The following is a 15,910-nucleotide window of genomic DNA, read 5'->3' as shown; positions in this document are numbered from 1 at the left end:
TCAAGGGCGCCCTGTGGGGCGTCTTTGAACATCTGAAACTGTAGGGGGTTCCGACAAAGGATTATGGTGCCCAGGAGAGGACTCGAACCTCCACGTCCATACGGACACTAGCACCTGAAGCTAGCGCGTCTACCAATTCCGCCACCTGGGCAGGTGTCGTGCAGCGGCGTATACGCACCGGCGGCAGGAGCGTCAAACGGATTTTTGCATCGGGTGGCAATTTCCAGCCGGATTCCGGGCCCCGCGGCCAGGACCCCGTGAAGGCCGGGGCCGGTGGCGGCGGTAAAGCCAGTGATTTATCATGAAACTGTGGGTCCGGACACGATTTTGCGCCTTGTTTGAAACCCGCTGGCCCGGTAGATCGGGTCAAGAGCTAACTGCAGGAGCCAAAAGATGTCCAAACTGGTCACGATCTATGGCGGATCTGGTTTTGTCGGTCGATACATTGCGCGCCGGATGGCCAAGGAAGGCTGGCGGGTCCGGGTCGCCGTGCGCCGCCCGAACGAGGCGATGCATGTAAAACCCTACGGTGTCCCTGGTCAGGTTGAGCCTGTCTTCTGCAATATCCGCGACGATGCCTCTGTCGCGGCGGTGATGCAGGGCGCGGATGCGGTTGTGAACTGCGTCGGCGTTCTGAACGAGCTGGGCAAGAATACCTTTGATGCTGTCCAGGCCGAAGGCGCGGGCCGCATCGCCCGGATCGCTGCCGAACAGGGTGTCCAGCAGCTGGTACATATCTCTGCCCTTGGCGCTGATACCGAAAGCGATAGCGACTATGCCCGCAGCAAGGCCGCAGGCGAAGCCGCCGTTCAGGAGGCTTTCCCGGCTGCAGTGATCCTGCGTCCCTCGATCATCTTTGGCACCGAAGATCAGTTCTTCAACCGCTTCGCCTCGATGACACGGCTGTCGCCCGTGCTGCCAATTGCCTGCGGCAAGACCCTGTTCCAGCCGGTTTATGTGGATGATGTGGCGCGCGCCGCCGTTGCCGGTGTGCTGGGCCAGGCCGGGCCGGGTATCTACGAGCTGGGCGGGCCGGAAGTGAAGAGCTTTGCCGCGCTGATGCAGGAGATGCTGTCGGTTATCCATCGCCGTCGTCTGGTGCTGTCGCTGCCGCGTTTTGTTGCCGGTATCGTGGCTTTCGGGTTTGACGTGCTTCAGGCCGCCAGCTTCCAGCTGATCGAGAACAAGGTGCTGACCCGCGACCAGCTTAAGAACCTGCGCCGCGACAATGTGGTGTCCGAGGGCGCCAAAGGGTTCGCCGATCTGGGGATCGAGCCGGAACTGATGGGGCCGATCCTGCCGGATTACCTGTGGAAATTCCGTCCCTCCGGGCAATACGACGTGATGACCGCTTCGGCCCGCAACCTGAAGGGCGACGCCTGATCGCATTGGCGGCAGGTCCATATAAGATCATGAAGCGCGGTCCATCTGGTGCCGCGCTTTTTCTTTGTCTGATCGGCGCAGAGGGATCTCAGCTATAGGCGACGATCAGCAGCACAACGCCCAGAACCACCCGGTAGATCACATAGGGGGTGAAGCTGACCGATCTCAGCAACCTCATCATCAGGCTAAGGGCTGCAAGGGCCGAGACCAGCGCCAGCACGGCGGCGATGGCGGCGTCGCGCATCAGGGCGGTATTTGCCTCAACCGCGACTTCAGCCCCCAGCAGAACGCCCGAGGCGATAATGGTGGGGATCGACATCAGCATGGCAATCCGTGCGCCCTCGGTGCGGGTATAGCCCAACTGCCGGGCACCGGTGATGGTGATGCCGGACCGCGAGGTGCCGGGGATCAGCGCGATCATCTGCCACAACCCCATGATCAGCGCATCACGCAGGCCCCAGTCTTGTGCGGATTTCAGGCTCGCGCCCTTCTGATCGGCGACATATAGGACAATGCCAAAGATCAGCATGGTCCAGCCGATGACCGCAGTTGAGCGCAGGGCGTCGCTGAAGCCGGTGAAATGCAGGGCGGCGCCGAACAGGACCGTGGGGATTGTTGCGACGATCAGCCCCAGCGCCAGTCGGGCACCTTCGGTGTCTACATGTCCGCAGGCCAGACGCGGCAACCCCATCAGGCCGGTGCGCACATCTTTCCAGAAATAGATCACCACGGCCGCCAGTGTGCCGACGTGAACGGCCACGTCGATCACCTGCCCCTGATCGTCCAGCCCGGTCAGCGCAGGCAGCAGAATCAGGTGCCCGGAGGAGGAAATCGGCAGGAATTCGGTGATGCCCTGAATGAGGGCGACCAGGACGAGTTGAAAGAGAGGCATGGCCGGGCGCTCCTGTATCGGACCGGAGGGGTCCTAAGCGGTCAATTTTCTTTAGTTAATTTGCGCCCGGATGGGAAGCGCAGCACTTAGGTCCGATTCGGATCTAAAATCACTGTACTTTTTTGCTCCAGCGGGTATCAGAAAGCGAGAACTGACAAAATAGGTCAGTACAGTTGACTTTTAATCCGCCGCGCTTCGATCTATGACGACCGGAGCAAGCTAAAAATGGAGTCCCCCCGTGGCCAAGCAACCAATGCTCAAATTCGTGCAGATCGAACGCGACATGCCCGAGAAGCGGACCGCGGAAGCGCGCAAGGAAGATTTCGACGAAATCTATGCGGAGTTCGCCCAGGCGAAGGCAGAAGAGCAGGCCAGCCGCTGCAGTCAGTGTGGCGTGCCCTATTGCCAGTCCCATTGTCCGCTGCACAACAACATCCCCGACTGGCTGCGTCTGACCGCGACCGGCCGTCTGGAAGAAGCCTATGCCACCAGCCAGGCGACCAATACATTCCCGGAAATCTGCGGCCGCATTTGCCCGCAGGACCGCCTGTGCGAAGGCAACTGTGTCATCGAGCAATCTGGCCATGGCACGGTCACCATCGGCGCGGTGGAGAAATACATCACCGACACCGCCTGGGAAAATGGCTGGGTCAAACCCTTTGCACCGCTTCATGAGCGTAGCGAAAGCGTTGGCATCATCGGTGCCGGCCCCGGCGGTCTGGCAGCTGCGGACATGCTGCGCCGCGCGGGTGTGCAGGTCACCATCTATGACCGCTATGACCGGGCCGGCGGGCTGCTGACCTACGGCATTCCCGGCTTCAAGCTGGAAAAAGACGTGGTGATGCGCCGCAACAAACTGCTCGAAGACAGCGGCGTTACATTCGTGATGAACTGCAACGTGGGCGAGGACATCTCTTTTGCAGATCTCCGGGCCAAGCATGACGCGGTGATCATTGCCACCGGCGTCTATAAATCCCGCGATCTGGCCATGCCGGGCAGCGGCGCGGCGGGCATCGTCAAGGCGATCGACTTCCTGACCGTCTCCAACAAGCGCAGCTTTGGCGACACGGTTGCCGAATTCGATAGCGGTGAGCTGAATGCCGAAGGCAAGAAGGTCGTCGTGATCGGCGGCGGTGATACCGCGATGGACTGCGTGCGGACCTCGATCCGCGAAGGCGCGACATCGGTGAAATGTCTCTACCGCCGCGACCGTGCCAACATGCCCGGTTCGCAGCGCGAAGTGCAGAACGCCGAGGAAGAAGGCGTCGTCTTCGAATGGCTGTCGGCGCCCAAGGGATTTGCCGATGCGGACGGCAAGGTGACCGGCGTGATGGTGCAGAAAATGCGCCTGGGTGCCCCCGATGCCACCGGCCGTCAGGCCCCCGAGGTGATCGAAGGTGCCGACTATGTCGAAGAGGCCGACCTGGTGATCAAGGCGCTGGGCTTTGAGCCGGAAGATCTGCCGACCCTCTGGGGCCAGCCCGAATTGCCGGTCACCCGCTGGGGCACCGTCAAGGCCGAGTTCAAATCCGGCGCAACCGATCTGCCCGGGGTCTATGCCGTGGGCGACATCGTGCGCGGGGCGAGCCTGGTGGTCTGGGCCATCAAGGACGGCCGTGACTGCGCCGAGGCGATCCTGGAGCGGTTCAACGCAAAGGCAGCCGTCGCAGCTGAATAAACAAAGACTTCGGTCCCACGCGGATGCGCGCCCCTGAAACAGGCGAGGCGCCCCCGCCAGGCAAAGGAAAATGACATGACGAAATATGATGCAGAATGGGTCCGCGCCGAAGAAGCCAAGCGCAAGTGGATGGCAGAAAACGGTCTCTATTCCGAGGAAGAAGAGCATTCTTCCTGCGGTGTGGGTCTGGTCGTCTCGCAGGATGGCAGCGCCAGCCGCAAGGTGGTCGAAGCCGGTATCAACGCGCTGAAGGCGATCTGGCACCGCGGTGCGGTCGATGCCGATGGCAAGACCGGCGATGGTGCGGGCATCCACGTGCAGATCCCGGTTCCCTTCTTCTATGACCAGATCAAGCGCACCGGCCACGAGCCGCACACCGATCAGCTGATCGCGGTTGGTCAGGTCTTCCTGCCGCGTACCGATTTCGGGGCTCAGGAAACCTGCCGGACCATCGTGGAAACCGAAGTTCTGCGCATGGGCTATTACATCTATGGCTGGCGCCACGTGCCCGTCGATGTGACCTGCCTGGGTGAAAAGGCCAACGCCACCCGCCCCGAGATCGAGCAGATCCTGATCTCCAACTCCAAGGGCGTGGACGAAGACACCTTTGAGCGGGAGCTTTACGTGATCCGCCGCCGGATTGAGAAAGCAGCCGCCGCTGCCGGGATCGGTGGGCTTTATATTGCTTCGTTGTCCTGCCGGTCGATCATCTACAAGGGCATGATGCTCGCCGAACAGGTTGCGGTTTTCTATCCCGACCTGATGGACGAACGCTTTGAATCTGCCTTTGCGATCTATCACCAGCGCTATTCCACCAACACTTTCCCGCAGTGGTGGCTGGCACAGCCGTTCCGCATGTTGGCCCACAATGGTGAGATCAACACGCTGAAGGGCAACGTCAACTGGATGAAGAGCCATGAGATCCGCATGGCCTCCTCCACCTTTGGCGATTACGCCGAGGACATCAAACCGATCATCGCGGGCGGCTCTTCCGACTCGGCGGCGCTTGATTCGGTGTTTGAGGTTCTGGTGCGCGCGGGCCGCTCGGCTCCGATGGCGAAAACCATGCTGGTGCCGGAAAGCTGGTCGAAACAGGCGGTGGAATTGCCCGAAGCCTGGCGCGACATGTATTCCTACTGCAACTCCGTGATGGAGCCCTGGGATGGCCCGGCCGCGCTGGCAATGACAGATGGTCGCTGGGTCTGCGCCGGTCTGGACCGTAATGGCCTGCGCCCGATGCGCTATGTCGTCACTGGCGATGGTCTGGTGATCGCGGGGTCCGAAGCGGGCATGGTTCCGATCGACGAAGCCAACGTGGTGGAAAAGGGCGCGCTTGGCCCCGGTCAGATGCTGGCCGTGGACATGAAAAAGGGCAAGCTGTTCCACGACACCGAGATCAAGGACAAGCTGGCCGCCGCTCTGCCGTTCGGCGAGTGGGTTGAAAAGATCAACGATCTGGACGAATCCCTTGCCACGGTAACGGAAAAGCCGCTGTTCCAGGGCGAAGAACTGCGCCGTCGCCAGATTGCGGCTGGTTACACCATCGAAGAGCTGGAGCAGATCCTGGCGCCGATGGCTGAGGACGGCAAGGAAACCCTCGCTTCGATGGGCGACGACACCCCGTCGGCGGTTCTCTCCAAGAAATACCGCCCGCTGTCGCATTTCTTCCGTCAGAACTTCAGCCAGGTGACCAACCCGCCGATCGACTCCCTGCGTGAATACCGGGTTATGTCGCTGAAAACGCGGTTCGGGAACCTCAAGAACGTTCTGGATGAGGACAGCAGCCAGACCGAGATCTTCGTTCTGGAAAGCCCCTTTGTCGGCAACGCCCAGTGGGACAAGCTGATGGAGAGCCTCAACGCGCCGCTGGTCGAGATCGACTGTACCTTCGTGGCAGGCAAAGGCTCGCTGAATGCGGCGCTCCAGCGCATTCGCGCCGAGGCTGAAGAGGCAGTGCGCTCCGGCTCTGGCCATATCGTTCTGACCGATCAGCATTCGAATGCGGACAAGGTTGCAATGCCGATGATCCTGGCGACCTCCGCCGTGCATTCGCATCTGACCCGCAAGGGGCTGCGGACCTTCTGTTCGCTGAACGTGCGTTCGGCCGAGTGTATCGACCCGCATTACTTTGCGGTGCTGATTGGTTGTGGCGCCACCGTGGTGAACGCATACCTGGCCGAGGATTCGCTGGCAGACCGTATCGAACGCGGCCTCTTGGACGGCAGCCTGACCGAAAACGTCAGCCGCTACCGCGAAGCCATCGATCAGGGCCTTTTGAAGATCATGGCCAAGATGGGCATCTCGGTGATCTCCTCTTACCGCGGGGGGCTCAACTTCGAGGCCGTCGGCCTGTCCCGTGCCATGTGCGCCGAATACTTCCCGGGCATGACCAGCCGGATTTCCGGCATCGGTGTGTCGGGTATCCAGGTCAAGGCTGAGGAAATCCACGGCACCGCGTGGGCAGAGCAGCAGAACGTCCTGCCGATTGGCGGCTTTTACAAGGCGCGTAAATCGGGTGAGACCCACGCCTGGGAAGCCAGCTCGATGCATATGCTGCAGATGGCCTGCAACAAGGCGTCCTACGAGATGTGGAAGCAGTATTCGGCCAAGATGAAGAGCAATCCGCCGATCCATCTGCGCGACCTTCTGGACATCAAACCGCTGGGCAAACCGGTGCCGCTGGAGGAAGTGGAAAGCATCACCGCGATCCGCAAGCGTTTCGTGACGCCGGGCATGTCGCTGGGGGCGCTGTCGCCCGAGGCACACAAAACGCTGAACGTCGCGATGAACCGCATCGGCGCCAAATCGGACTCCGGTGAGGGGGGCGAGGATCCGGCACACTTTGTGCCCGAACCCAATGGCGACAACCCCTCGGCCAAGATCAAGCAGGTGGCCTCGGGCCGTTTCGGTGTCACCGCCGAATACCTGAACCAGTGTGAAGAGCTGGAGATCAAGGTCGCTCAGGGCGCCAAGCCGGGTGAAGGTGGTCAGCTGCCGGGGATGAAGGTCACAGACCTGATCGCCCGTCTGCGCCATTCGACCAAGGGCGTGACGCTGATTTCGCCGCCGCCGCACCACGATATCTACTCGATCGAGGATCTGGCGCAGCTGATCTATGACCTGAAACAGATCAACCCGCGCTGCAAGGTGACGGTGAAACTGGTGGCTTCCTCTGGTGTTGGCACCATTGCTGCTGGCGTTGCCAAGGCGAAGGCCGACATCATCCTGATCTCGGGCGCCAATGGCGGCACCGGTGCTTCGCCCGCGACCTCGATCAAATTCGCGGGTCTGCCCTGGGAAATGGGTCTGACCGAAGCGCATCAGGTGCTGGCGATGAACAACCTGCGGGGCCGCGTGACTCTGCGCACCGATGGTGGTCTGCGCACCGGACGCGACATCGTCATGGCCGCGATGATGGGCGCCGAGGAATACGGCATCGGTACCGCCGCGCTGATCGCCATGGGCTGCATCATGGTGCGTCAGTGCCAGTCGAACACCTGCCCGGTGGGCGTCTGCACCCAGGACGAAAGCCTGCGTGACAAGTTCACCGGCAACGCCGACAAGGTGGTGAACCTGATCACCTTCTACGCGCAGGAAGTGCGGGAAATCCTCGCTTCCATCGGTGCGCGCAGCCTGGATGAAGTGGTTGGCCGTGCGGATCTGCTGGCGCAGGTCTCCCGCGGGTCGGCGCATCTCGATGATCTCGACCTCAACCCGCTGCTGATCACCGTCGATGGCTCTGCCAGCATCGTCTACAACCGCGACAAGGACCGCAACGCGGTGCCGGATACGCTGGATGCGGAAATCGTGCGCGATGCGGCGCGGTTCCTGCAGGATGGCGAAAAGATGCAGCTGTCCTATGCGGTGCAGAACACCCACCGCACCGTAGGTACCCGCACGTCGAGCCACATCGTGCGCAACTTCGGCATGCGCAATTCCTTCCAGCCCAACCACCTTACGGTGAAGCTGCAAGGCTCGGCCGGTCAGTCCCTGGGGGCCTTTGCGGCGCCGGGTCTGAAACTGGAAGTGTCCGGTGATGCCAACGACTATGTCGGCAAGGGCCTGTCGGGTGGCATGATCGTCGTGCGTCCGCCGATGGCCTCGCCGCTGGTGGCAAGCGACAACACCATCGTTGGCAACACCGTGCTTTATGGCGCTACGGACGGTTACCTGTTCGCAGCGGGCCGCGCGGGCGAGCGTTTCGGGGTCCGCAACTCGGGCGCCAAGGTGGTGATCGAGGGCTGCGGCTCCAACGGTTGTGAATATATGACCGGCGGTGTTGCGGTCATCCTAGGCTCCATCGGCGCCAACTTTGGTGCGGGCATGACCGGGGGTATGGCATACCTCTATGACCCCGAGGGTAAGGCCGAGACCATGATGAACATGGAATCGCTGGTTACGTGCCCGGTCACCGTCGCGCATTGGGAAGCGCAGCTGAAAGGCCTGATCGAGCGTCATCTTGAGGAAACCGGAAGCCGCAAGGCCGCCGAGATTCTGCAGCACTGGGACATCGAGAAGGGTAATTTCCTGCAGGTCTGCCCCAAGGAGATGCTGAACAAGCTGACGCATCCGATCTCGGAAGAGCAGGCTGCCGTTCCCGCCGAATAAGCCGGACGAAAACAGTGCTATCAAATTGTCCCGCAGGCGACCCGCCTGCGGGGCTTTTTCTTTTTGGGGAGTCTCTCCGAGTCACCCGAGCAGCAAGCCCCGGTGCCCGCATCGCCTGATGCCCTGCCTGTCCCGGGACAGGGACGGTTCAAGCAGAATGACGGTTTCCCCGCCTGCGGCGCGGAGCCTCCGCAATTCTGCCTGAGCCGTCCCTTTGTCCCGTGCCCGTTTTGGGCAAGCGATGAGGGCTCCGGAGCAGCAGGCGGATTTCACGGTGGCAGCCACGGGTGGCTCTGCCGTATAGAGGGGGTATGGCGAAGGCAGCGAAGAAAAAGCCGGGCCCGCGCAGTGCGTCGTTGCTGCACCGGATGACCTGGCCCCTGAGGTGGGTGCGCAAATGGGTTCTTAGAGCCTTTTTTGCGGCTGCCCTGCTGGCTGTGGCGTTGGTGGCACTCTATTCGGTGGTGAACCCGCCGATCACCCATACGATCTGGAGCGAACAGCGCAGGCTGGGTGAGGTGGATCGGGAATGGGTCCCGTTTGACCATATCGCACCGGTCATGGCGCGCTCCGTCGTGGCGGCGGAAGACGCGCGATATTGCCAGCATTGGGGTATTGATGTCACCGCGATCCGCGCGGCCCTGGCCGAGGGCGGTCAGCGTGGCGGGTCGACGATTTCCCAACAGGTGGTGAAGAACGTATTCCTCTGGCAGGGGCGCAGTTGGATCCGCAAGGCGCTGGAAACACTGATGACTCCGCTGGTCGAGGCGATCTGGAGCAAGCGGCGCATTCTGGAGGTCTATCTGAACGTCGCGGAAATGGACGAAGGCGTCTTTGGCGTCGAAGCGGCGGCGCGGCAGTATTTCGGCGTCGGCCCGGATGCTTTGTCCGCGCGTCAGGCGGCGCTGATCGCGGCGGTGCTGCCGGATCCCAAGGGCAGATCGGCGTCGCGGCCGTCAAAATTCGTCCGTCAACGGGCGGCGCAGATCCGGGATGGGGCGGCCACCATCCGCGCAGATGGACGATCAGCCTGTTTCGAGGATTGAAACTTTTGCCACAAGCGGGCATTGCTGGTTCTATCCCGCACGCTTCAGGAGACTCCACCCGCCAATGGCACGCCTGTATCATGTCCCGCTCTCACCGTTTTGTCGCAAGGTCCGCTTGTCGCTGGCGGAAAAGAAGATCGAGGTCGAACTGGTCGAAGAACGCTATTGGGAGAAAGATCCCGATTTCCTGCGCCGCAACCCGGCGGCCAAGGTTCCGGTGGTGCGTCTTGATGGCAAGATGATGTCGGAAAGCGCGGCGATCTGCGAATATCTTGAGGAAAGCCGCCCCGAACCGTCGCTGATGCCCTCTGATCCCGATGGCCGTTATGAGGTGCGCCGTCTGGTCAGTTGGTTCGATGACAAGTTCCACCACGAGGTGACCTCGAAACTGCTCTATGAGCGGGTCAACAAGAAGGTCACTGGCGAAGGCTATCCTGACAGCCGCAACGTCAAGGCCGGTGCGCGGGCGATCAAGTATCACCTGGATTACATGGCCTGGCTGCTGGATCACCGGCGCTGGCTGGCGGGGGACAGCATGACGCTGGCGGATTTTGCTGCCGCTGCGCATCTGTCATCGCTCGATTATATCTCCGATGTGGATTGGAACCGCTCTGCCGCCGTGAAGGATTGGTATGCCAAGATCAAGTCGCGCCCGGCATTCCGGTCGATCCTGGCTGATCAGATCCCCGGCTTCCGGCCGCCGCCGCATTATGCCGACCTCGATTTTTGATCTGCGCCTGCCGGTGTTGGCATGAGCGCTGCCCTGAAGGAAAAGCTGATCCGCCAGGCGCTGGACGAAGGGTTCGTCGCCTGCCGGATCTGCCGCCCGGGGGATGTGCCCGAGGTGCCAGCGCGGCTGCAGGCCTTTCTTGAGGCAGGGTATCACGGGCAGATGGGGTGGATGGCGGAGCGTAGCCATTGGCGCGGTGATCCGGCGCAGCTGTGGCCCGAGGCGAAATCGGTGATCATGCTCGCCGAAAGCTATACCCCCGACGAAGACCCAATGGCGGTTGTGGGCCAGCCTGACCGGGGTGCGGTCTCGGTCTATGCGCGCGGCAAGGATTACCATGATCTGGTCAAGAAACGCCTGAAACGTCTGGCACGCTGGCTGATTGCCGAGGCGGAGAAGGTGGGCGATCCTGCCGAGGTGAAGGTTTTTGTCGATACTGCGCCGGTGCCGGAAAAGCCGCTGGGGCAGGCGGCGGGGCTGGGCTGGCAGGGCAAACATACCAACCTGGTCAGCCGGGACTGGGGCAACTGGGCCTTCATAGGCTCTGTTTTCTCCACGCTGGAGCTGCCGGTCGATGCGCCAGAGCGGGATCATTGCGGGTCTTGCCGGTCCTGCCTTGCGGCCTGTCCGACAGATGCCTTTCCCGCGCCCTATCAACTGGATGCACGGCGCTGCATTTCCTATCTGACGATCGAGTACAAAGGCCCGATTGACGAAGAGCTGCGCGGCAAGATGGGCAACCGGATCTATGGCTGTGACGATTGTCTGGCCGCCTGCCCGTGGAACAAATTCGCGGTTGCAGCCAGCGACATGCGTTATGCCGCCCGCGAAGGGCTAAGCGCGCCACGTCTGGCCGATCTGGCGGCGCTGGACGATACGGCGTTCCGGGCGATGTTCTCGGGCTCGCCGATCAAGCGGATCGGGCGGGATCGGTTTGTGCGCAATGTTCTATATGCCATCGGCAATTCTGGCGATCCCGCCCTTGGCCCGGTGGCGGCGCGGCTGACCGAGGATGCGGATCCCGTGGTCGCCGATGCCGCGCGCTGGGCGGTGCAGCGCATCAAAGGGAGTTGAAGCTTTTCCCGCCTGTCGCGCCAGCGGCAGGCACGCGTCCGCCCGCCGCATGGCGGGCGATTAGGTGACATGCCTCAGTTGATCCATTGTTTCAGGCTCAGCCCGAAAAGCTCTAGCGGCCCTTCCAGACCGGATCGCGTTTCTCGGCAAAGGCGCGGGCACCTTCCATCTGATCCTCGCTGTCATAGAGTACATCGACCGAGCGCAATTGCCGCTGGGTGATCCGGTTCATCGCATCCTGGAACTTGGAATCTTCGGCATCGCGCACGATTTCCTTGATCGCCGCATAGACCAGCGGCGGCCCCGAGGCGAGCAGCCGAGCCAGCTCCCAGGCGCGGTCCATCAGCTGATCGGCGGCGACGATTTCATTCACCAGCCCCCAGCGGTTCGCCTCTTCCGCGTCGAACCAGCGTCCGGTGAGCAAAAGCTCCATGGCGATGTGATAGGGGATGCGTTTGGGCAGTTTGATCGAGGCCGCATCGGCCACCGTGCCCGAACGGATTTCCGGCAGGGCAAAGGTGGCGTGATCGGCAGCAAGGATCATGTCTGCCGACAGCGCCAGTTCCAGCCCGCCGCCACAGGCGATGCCGTTTACCGCTGCGATCACCGGTTTGTTCATCTCGCGCATTTCCTGCAGGCCGCCGAAGCCGCCAACGCCGTAATTGCCATCGACGGCATCACCATCCGCGGCAGCCTTCAGGTCCCAGCCGGGGCAGAAGAACTTGTCACCGCCACCTGTCACGATGGCGACGCGCAATTCGGGATCATCGCGGAATTCGCGGAACACCTCGCCCATGACAACGCTGGTCTTCAGGTCGATGGCATTGGCCTTGGGCCGGTCCAGCGTCACCTCAAGGATGGCGCCTTCGCGGCGGGTTTTGACGGGGCTTTGTGCAGTTTCTGTGTCGGTCATCTCATCCAGTCCTTTCTGCGCATCAGCGCATCCGCCGCGATGGCATCATCGGCGGTACAAATCAGCGGGTTGATCTCAATCTCTTCCAGTCCTTCGGCGTGGTCCAGCACATAAGAGCCGACCGCGCGAACGGCGCGCAGGATGGCCGCGTGGTCTGCGGCGGGTCTGCCCCGGTAGCCGTCGAGCACCTGAGCGATCCGCAGGGAGCTGAGCGCAGCCTCGATGGCCGTGTCGCTGGCGGGCAGCAGAAGTGAGACGCTGTCCTGCATCAATTCGGTCAGGGTGCCACCAGCGGCCAGGGTCAGGACAAAGCCATGTGCTGGATCCTTCACCACGCCGATCAGCAGTTCGGCCACCGCATCCGTGATCATCTCTTCGACCAGGAAGGAGGAGGCGGGCATCTGCTCGGCGGCCGCGCTTACGGCGCCGCCGGACATCAGATTCAGAACCACGGCGCCCGCCTCGGTCTTGTGGGCAACGCCTTCACCTTTCAGCGCTACCGGGTAACCAATGTCGGCTGCGCTGGCGCGCGCTGCGCCCGGTGTTTTTGCGCGATGGGATTTCGGGATGCGCAGGCCGTAGTCCGCAAGGCGCCGCTTGGCTTCGGCCTCGGGGATCAGATCGGGATTCACCGTCGGCGTGGGCAGCAACAGCGGCTCGGCAGCGGGCAGGGGGGATCCTGCGGCGGCTTCGCAGGCGATGATCGCTTCGCGTAATCCGCAGAAGGGCACCACGCCTGCCGCCATCAGCTGCGCCGCGACCTCCTCGGGCAAGAGTTCGGACAGTGAGGCTACCATCCCGACATTGGCGCCAGTCTGCTGGCGGGCGCCAATCGCGGCCTCAATCGCGCAGTCCCAGTCCGCGGCCGAGCAGCGATCGGGGCGCGGGAAATCGACGATCAGCAGGGTCATCGCCAGCGATGGGTCCATCATCGCGGAAAAGGCGCGGGTCATCGCATCGACGTCGCGCCAGATATAGGTGTGGTAATCCAGGGGGTTGGCCAGGGCCACCATCGGCCCCAGCGCCGCGCGCAGGTTGGTCGTCTGGCGCTCGTTCAGCGGCGGAAAGACCACATCAAGGTCATGGGCTGTATCCGCCGCCAGACTGGCCTCGCCGCCAGAACAGCTGATCGAGGCGATCCGGTTTGAGGCGAGAGGCCCGGTGACGTGCAGCAGTTTCAGCGTCTCAAGGAAAGAAGAGAGATCATCGAGCCGCGCAATGCCAAGGCGGGCGAGCAGCGCCGTAGCCCCTGCATCCCCCCCGGCGACCGATGCGGTATGGGAGACGGTCGCTGCCTGGGCCTCGGCTGATTTTCCAACCTTGAGGGCAACAATGGGTTTGCCCAGCTCCCGGGCACGTTGGGCGAGGGCCTCGAAGGCCCGCAGATCGCCAAAGCCTTCGATATGCAGACCAAGGGCCGTCACCCGGTCGTCTTCCAGCAGGGCGGCGCCAATGTCGGCGATGCCGGATTGCGCCTGATTGCCCGCTGTCACCACATATGCAAGGGGCAGACCGCGCTGCTGCATGGTGAGGTTGATGGCGATGTTCGAACTTTGGGTAACGATGGCCACGCCGCTATCAACCGGTTGCCCGCCATGCTGGTCCGGCCACAAAAGCGCGCCATCCAGATAGTTGATGAACCCATAGCAGTTCGGGCCAAGGATCGGCATCTCGGCCGCGGCCTCCAGCAGCCGGGCCTGCAGGTCGGCGCCTTCGGCATCCTCGGCCTGAGCCTCGAGGAACCCGGAGGCGAAACAGACCGCGCCGCCGGCATTCCGGGCGGCAAGGTCGGCGACGATATCCACAGTGGAAAAGCGGTTCACACCGATGAAACTGGCGTCCGGTGCAGCGGGCAAATCCGCAACGGAGGCATAGGCGGGCAGACCTGCGATCTCTTCGGCCTTGGGGTGAACCGGCCAGATCCGGCCAGCGAATCCCATCGACCGGCATTGCTCAACCACCAGCCGACACCAGTCGCCGCCGCCAATGACGGCGATTGTTTCGGGCCGCAACAGTCGTGACAGGCGCGGAGTCATGCTGAAACTCCATGCAAACTGAAAAAATTTGGGCCAAGGGCGGAATTATAGCCGCGCTGATAACGTTTCATTAACGAAATGATCCCTTTATGGTTGTGCGGATTGAGTAGGGATGCTTTAGACCGCGATTTCAGAACGCCCCCCGGTTCCTTTTGGGTCCGGGGGGTTGTCGTTTTTGAACTGCCTTTTTTCCCGGGAGATCGCTGCACTTTGGTTGCACAGGAACCCGACGGTATCAGGTCTGCGACAGAGGCGTACCGTAAACAGGTCGCGAAATCTGACCCAAATCCGGTGCTCATCCAATGAGTGAAAAACGGCCGGTAGCAGGGAAATATGGTCTTCACCACCGGGGGTTACCCGCCCAGAGGACGCAGCAACTCCCGGCTGATGATGTGGCGCTGGATTTCGCTGGTGCCTTCCCAGATCCGTTCAACCCGGGCATCGCGCCAGATACGCTCAAGCGGCAGCTCGTCCATCAGGCCCATGCCGCCGTGAATCTGGATCGCCTCATCCGCGACCATGGCCAGCATTTCAGTCGCCTTCAGTTTCGCCATGGACATGTCGCTTTCGGTGACGCTGCCCTGATCGAATTTCCAGCCTGCTTCCCAGGTCAGAAGGTTTGCTGCCTTCAGCTCGGTTGCCATATCCGCCAGTTTGAAGGACACGCCCTGAAATTTCCCGATCTGCTGGCCGAATTGCTTGCGCTCGGCGGAGTATTCCACCGCATGCTGCAAGGCGCGTTCAGCGCGGCCCAGACAGGTGGCCGCAACCTGCAGTCGCGTTGCGCCTAGCCAAGTGTTTGCAACCTCGAACCCCTTGTCCACCTCACCCAGAATGGCGGATTTCGGCAGGCGGCAATCGTCGAATTCCAGCACCGCGTTGGTATAGCCGCGGTGGCTGACATTGCGGTAGCCGTCGCGCACGCTGAAGCCCGGCGTGCCCTTGTCGACGAAAAAGGCGGTGATCTTCTTTTTCGGCCCGCGCGGAGTATCCTCTTCGCCCGTGGCCATGAAGACGATGGCGAAATCGGCAATATCGGCGTGGCTGATGAAATGCTTGGTGCCGTTGAGGATGTAATCATCCCCGTCCGCCCGCGCCGTGGCGGTCATGCCGCGCAGATCGGACCCGGCGCCCGGCTCTGTCATTGCCAGGCAATCCCATTTTTCACCCTTCATGCAGGGGTAGAGGTACTTTTCCTTCTGCTCGTCGGTACCGGCCAGCAGGATGTTCGACGGGCGCGCAACGCAGGTCCAGTGCAGCGCGTAGTTGGCGCGACCCAGTTCCTTTTCGTACATCAGCCAGCTGAGCGTATCGAGCCCGGCGCCGCCCACCTCTTCGGGCATGTTGGCAGCATAAAGACCGGCTTCCATCGCCTTGGCCTGCAGCTCCTTGATCAGCTCCATCGGCAGATGACCGCTGCGCTCCACCTCAAGCTCATGGGGGTACAGCTCTTTTTCGACAAAGGCGCGGGTGGTGTCGACGATCATCGACTGTTCTTCGGTCATCCCAAACTGCATCTGCGGAATCCTTCTTGTTCGCTTGTCCGGGAG

Annotated in this window: 10 protein-coding genes and 1 tRNA gene; 6 read left to right on the top strand and 5 right to left on the bottom strand. The window is 62.0% G+C overall.

Going from position 1 to position 15,910, the window contains the following annotated elements; genetic code table 11:
* Positions 1 to 64: 64 nt before the first annotated feature.
* Positions 65 to 151, bottom strand: a tRNA-Leu gene (locus tag SM764_RS09570).
* Positions 152 to 393: 242 nt separating this feature from the next.
* Between SM764_RS09570 and SM764_RS09565 the strand changes: the two genes are divergently transcribed.
* Positions 394 to 1,383, top strand: a complete 990-nt coding sequence (locus SM764_RS09565; protein WP_369001643.1) for a complex I NDUFA9 subunit family protein — start codon at positions 394 to 396, stop codon at positions 1,381 to 1,383.
* Between the two features lie 88 nt (positions 1,384 to 1,471).
* Here SM764_RS09565 and SM764_RS09560 read toward each other — a convergent pair whose 3' ends face one another.
* Positions 1,472 to 2,275: an undecaprenyl-diphosphate phosphatase gene (locus tag SM764_RS09560; RefSeq protein WP_065271986.1), complete on the bottom strand. Its 804-nt coding sequence runs from the start codon at positions 2,273 to 2,275 to the stop codon at positions 1,472 to 1,474.
* Positions 2,276 to 2,513: 238 nt separating this feature from the next.
* On the opposite strand from SM764_RS09560, the gene SM764_RS09555 reads away from it, so the two are divergent.
* The 5 genes from SM764_RS09555 (at position 2,514) to queG (ending at position 11,411) form a co-directional block, all read left to right on the top strand.
* Positions 2,514 to 3,953, top strand: coding sequence for an NAD(P)-dependent oxidoreductase (locus SM764_RS09555; protein WP_065271985.1), 1,440 nt, complete (start codon positions 2,514 to 2,516; stop codon positions 3,951 to 3,953).
* A 75-nt stretch (positions 3,954 to 4,028) separates the two neighbouring features.
* Positions 4,029 to 8,561: a glutamate synthase large subunit gene (gene gltB, locus SM764_RS09550; protein ID WP_369001642.1), complete on the top strand. Its 4,533-nt coding sequence runs from the start codon at positions 4,029 to 4,031 to the stop codon at positions 8,559 to 8,561.
* Between the two features lie 311 nt (positions 8,562 to 8,872).
* Positions 8,873 to 9,607 (top strand): monofunctional biosynthetic peptidoglycan transglycosylase, encoded by a 735-nt coding sequence (gene mtgA, locus SM764_RS09545; protein WP_369001641.1) that lies wholly within the window; start codon positions 8,873 to 8,875, stop codon positions 9,605 to 9,607.
* Positions 9,608 to 9,671: 64 nt separating this feature from the next.
* Positions 9,672 to 10,337: an FtsZ-binding protein FzlA gene (fzlA, locus tag SM764_RS09540; protein WP_065271982.1), complete on the top strand. Its 666-nt coding sequence runs from the start codon at positions 9,672 to 9,674 to the stop codon at positions 10,335 to 10,337.
* Positions 10,338 to 10,358: 21 nt separating this feature from the next.
* Complete coding sequence (queG, locus tag SM764_RS09535) at positions 10,359 to 11,411, top strand: tRNA epoxyqueuosine(34) reductase QueG (RefSeq protein WP_369001640.1); 1,053 nt, start codon at positions 10,359 to 10,361, stop codon at positions 11,409 to 11,411.
* Positions 11,412 to 11,523: 112 nt separating this feature from the next.
* Here queG and SM764_RS09530 read toward each other — a convergent pair whose 3' ends face one another.
* The 3 genes from SM764_RS09530 to SM764_RS09520 all read right to left on the bottom strand — a co-directional run bounded on the left by SM764_RS09530 (position 11,524) and on the right by SM764_RS09520 (position 15,877).
* Positions 11,524 to 12,324: a carnitinyl-CoA dehydratase gene (locus SM764_RS09530; RefSeq protein WP_369001639.1), complete on the bottom strand. Its 801-nt coding sequence runs from the start codon at positions 12,322 to 12,324 to the stop codon at positions 11,524 to 11,526.
* A complete protein-coding gene (locus tag SM764_RS09525; RefSeq protein WP_369001638.1) occupies positions 12,321 to 14,360 on the bottom strand; it encodes an acetate--CoA ligase family protein in 2,040 nt (679 codons plus the stop codon). The genes SM764_RS09530 and SM764_RS09525 overlap by 4 nt, the downstream gene beginning before the upstream one ends.
* A 353-nt stretch (positions 14,361 to 14,713) precedes the next feature.
* Complete coding sequence (locus SM764_RS09520; RefSeq protein WP_065271978.1) at positions 14,714 to 15,877, bottom strand: acyl-CoA dehydrogenase family protein; 1,164 nt, start codon at positions 15,875 to 15,877, stop codon at positions 14,714 to 14,716.
* Positions 15,878 to 15,910 lie beyond the last annotated feature (33 nt).

This window comes from Pseudophaeobacter sp. 1A16562 (assembly GCF_041008785.1).
Classification (GTDB): domain Bacteria; phylum Pseudomonadota; class Alphaproteobacteria; order Rhodobacterales; family Rhodobacteraceae; genus Phycobacter; species Phycobacter gallaeciensis_A.
This window is presented reverse-complemented; position numbering and strand designations above follow the sequence as displayed.

What these genes read in the sequence shown, in the direction of transcription:
- SM764_RS09565 (WP_369001643.1), top strand. Translation starts at nt 394, where the DNA reads ATGTCCAAACTGGTCACGATCTATGGCGGATCTGGTTTTGTCGGTCGA.
- SM764_RS09560 (WP_065271986.1), bottom strand. Translation starts at nt 2,275, where the DNA reads ATGCCTCTCTTTCAACTCGTCCTGGTCGCCCTCATTCAGGGCATCACC.
- gltB (WP_369001642.1), top strand. Translation starts at nt 4,029, where the DNA reads ATGACGAAATATGATGCAGAATGGGTCCGCGCCGAAGAAGCCAAGCGC.
- mtgA (WP_369001641.1), top strand. Translation starts at nt 8,873, where the DNA reads ATGGCGAAGGCAGCGAAGAAAAAGCCGGGCCCGCGCAGTGCGTCGTTG.
- fzlA (WP_065271982.1), top strand. Translation starts at nt 9,672, where the DNA reads ATGGCACGCCTGTATCATGTCCCGCTCTCACCGTTTTGTCGCAAGGTC.
- queG (WP_369001640.1), top strand. Translation starts at nt 10,359, where the DNA reads ATGAGCGCTGCCCTGAAGGAAAAGCTGATCCGCCAGGCGCTGGACGAA.
- SM764_RS09530 (WP_369001639.1), bottom strand. Translation starts at nt 12,324, where the DNA reads ATGACCGACACAGAAACTGCACAAAGCCCCGTCAAAACCCGCCGCGAA.
- SM764_RS09525 (WP_369001638.1), bottom strand. Translation starts at nt 14,360, where the DNA reads ATGACTCCGCGCCTGTCACGACTGTTGCGGCCCGAAACAATCGCCGTC.
- SM764_RS09520 (WP_065271978.1), bottom strand. Translation starts at nt 15,877, where the DNA reads ATGCAGTTTGGGATGACCGAAGAACAGTCGATGATCGTCGACACCACC.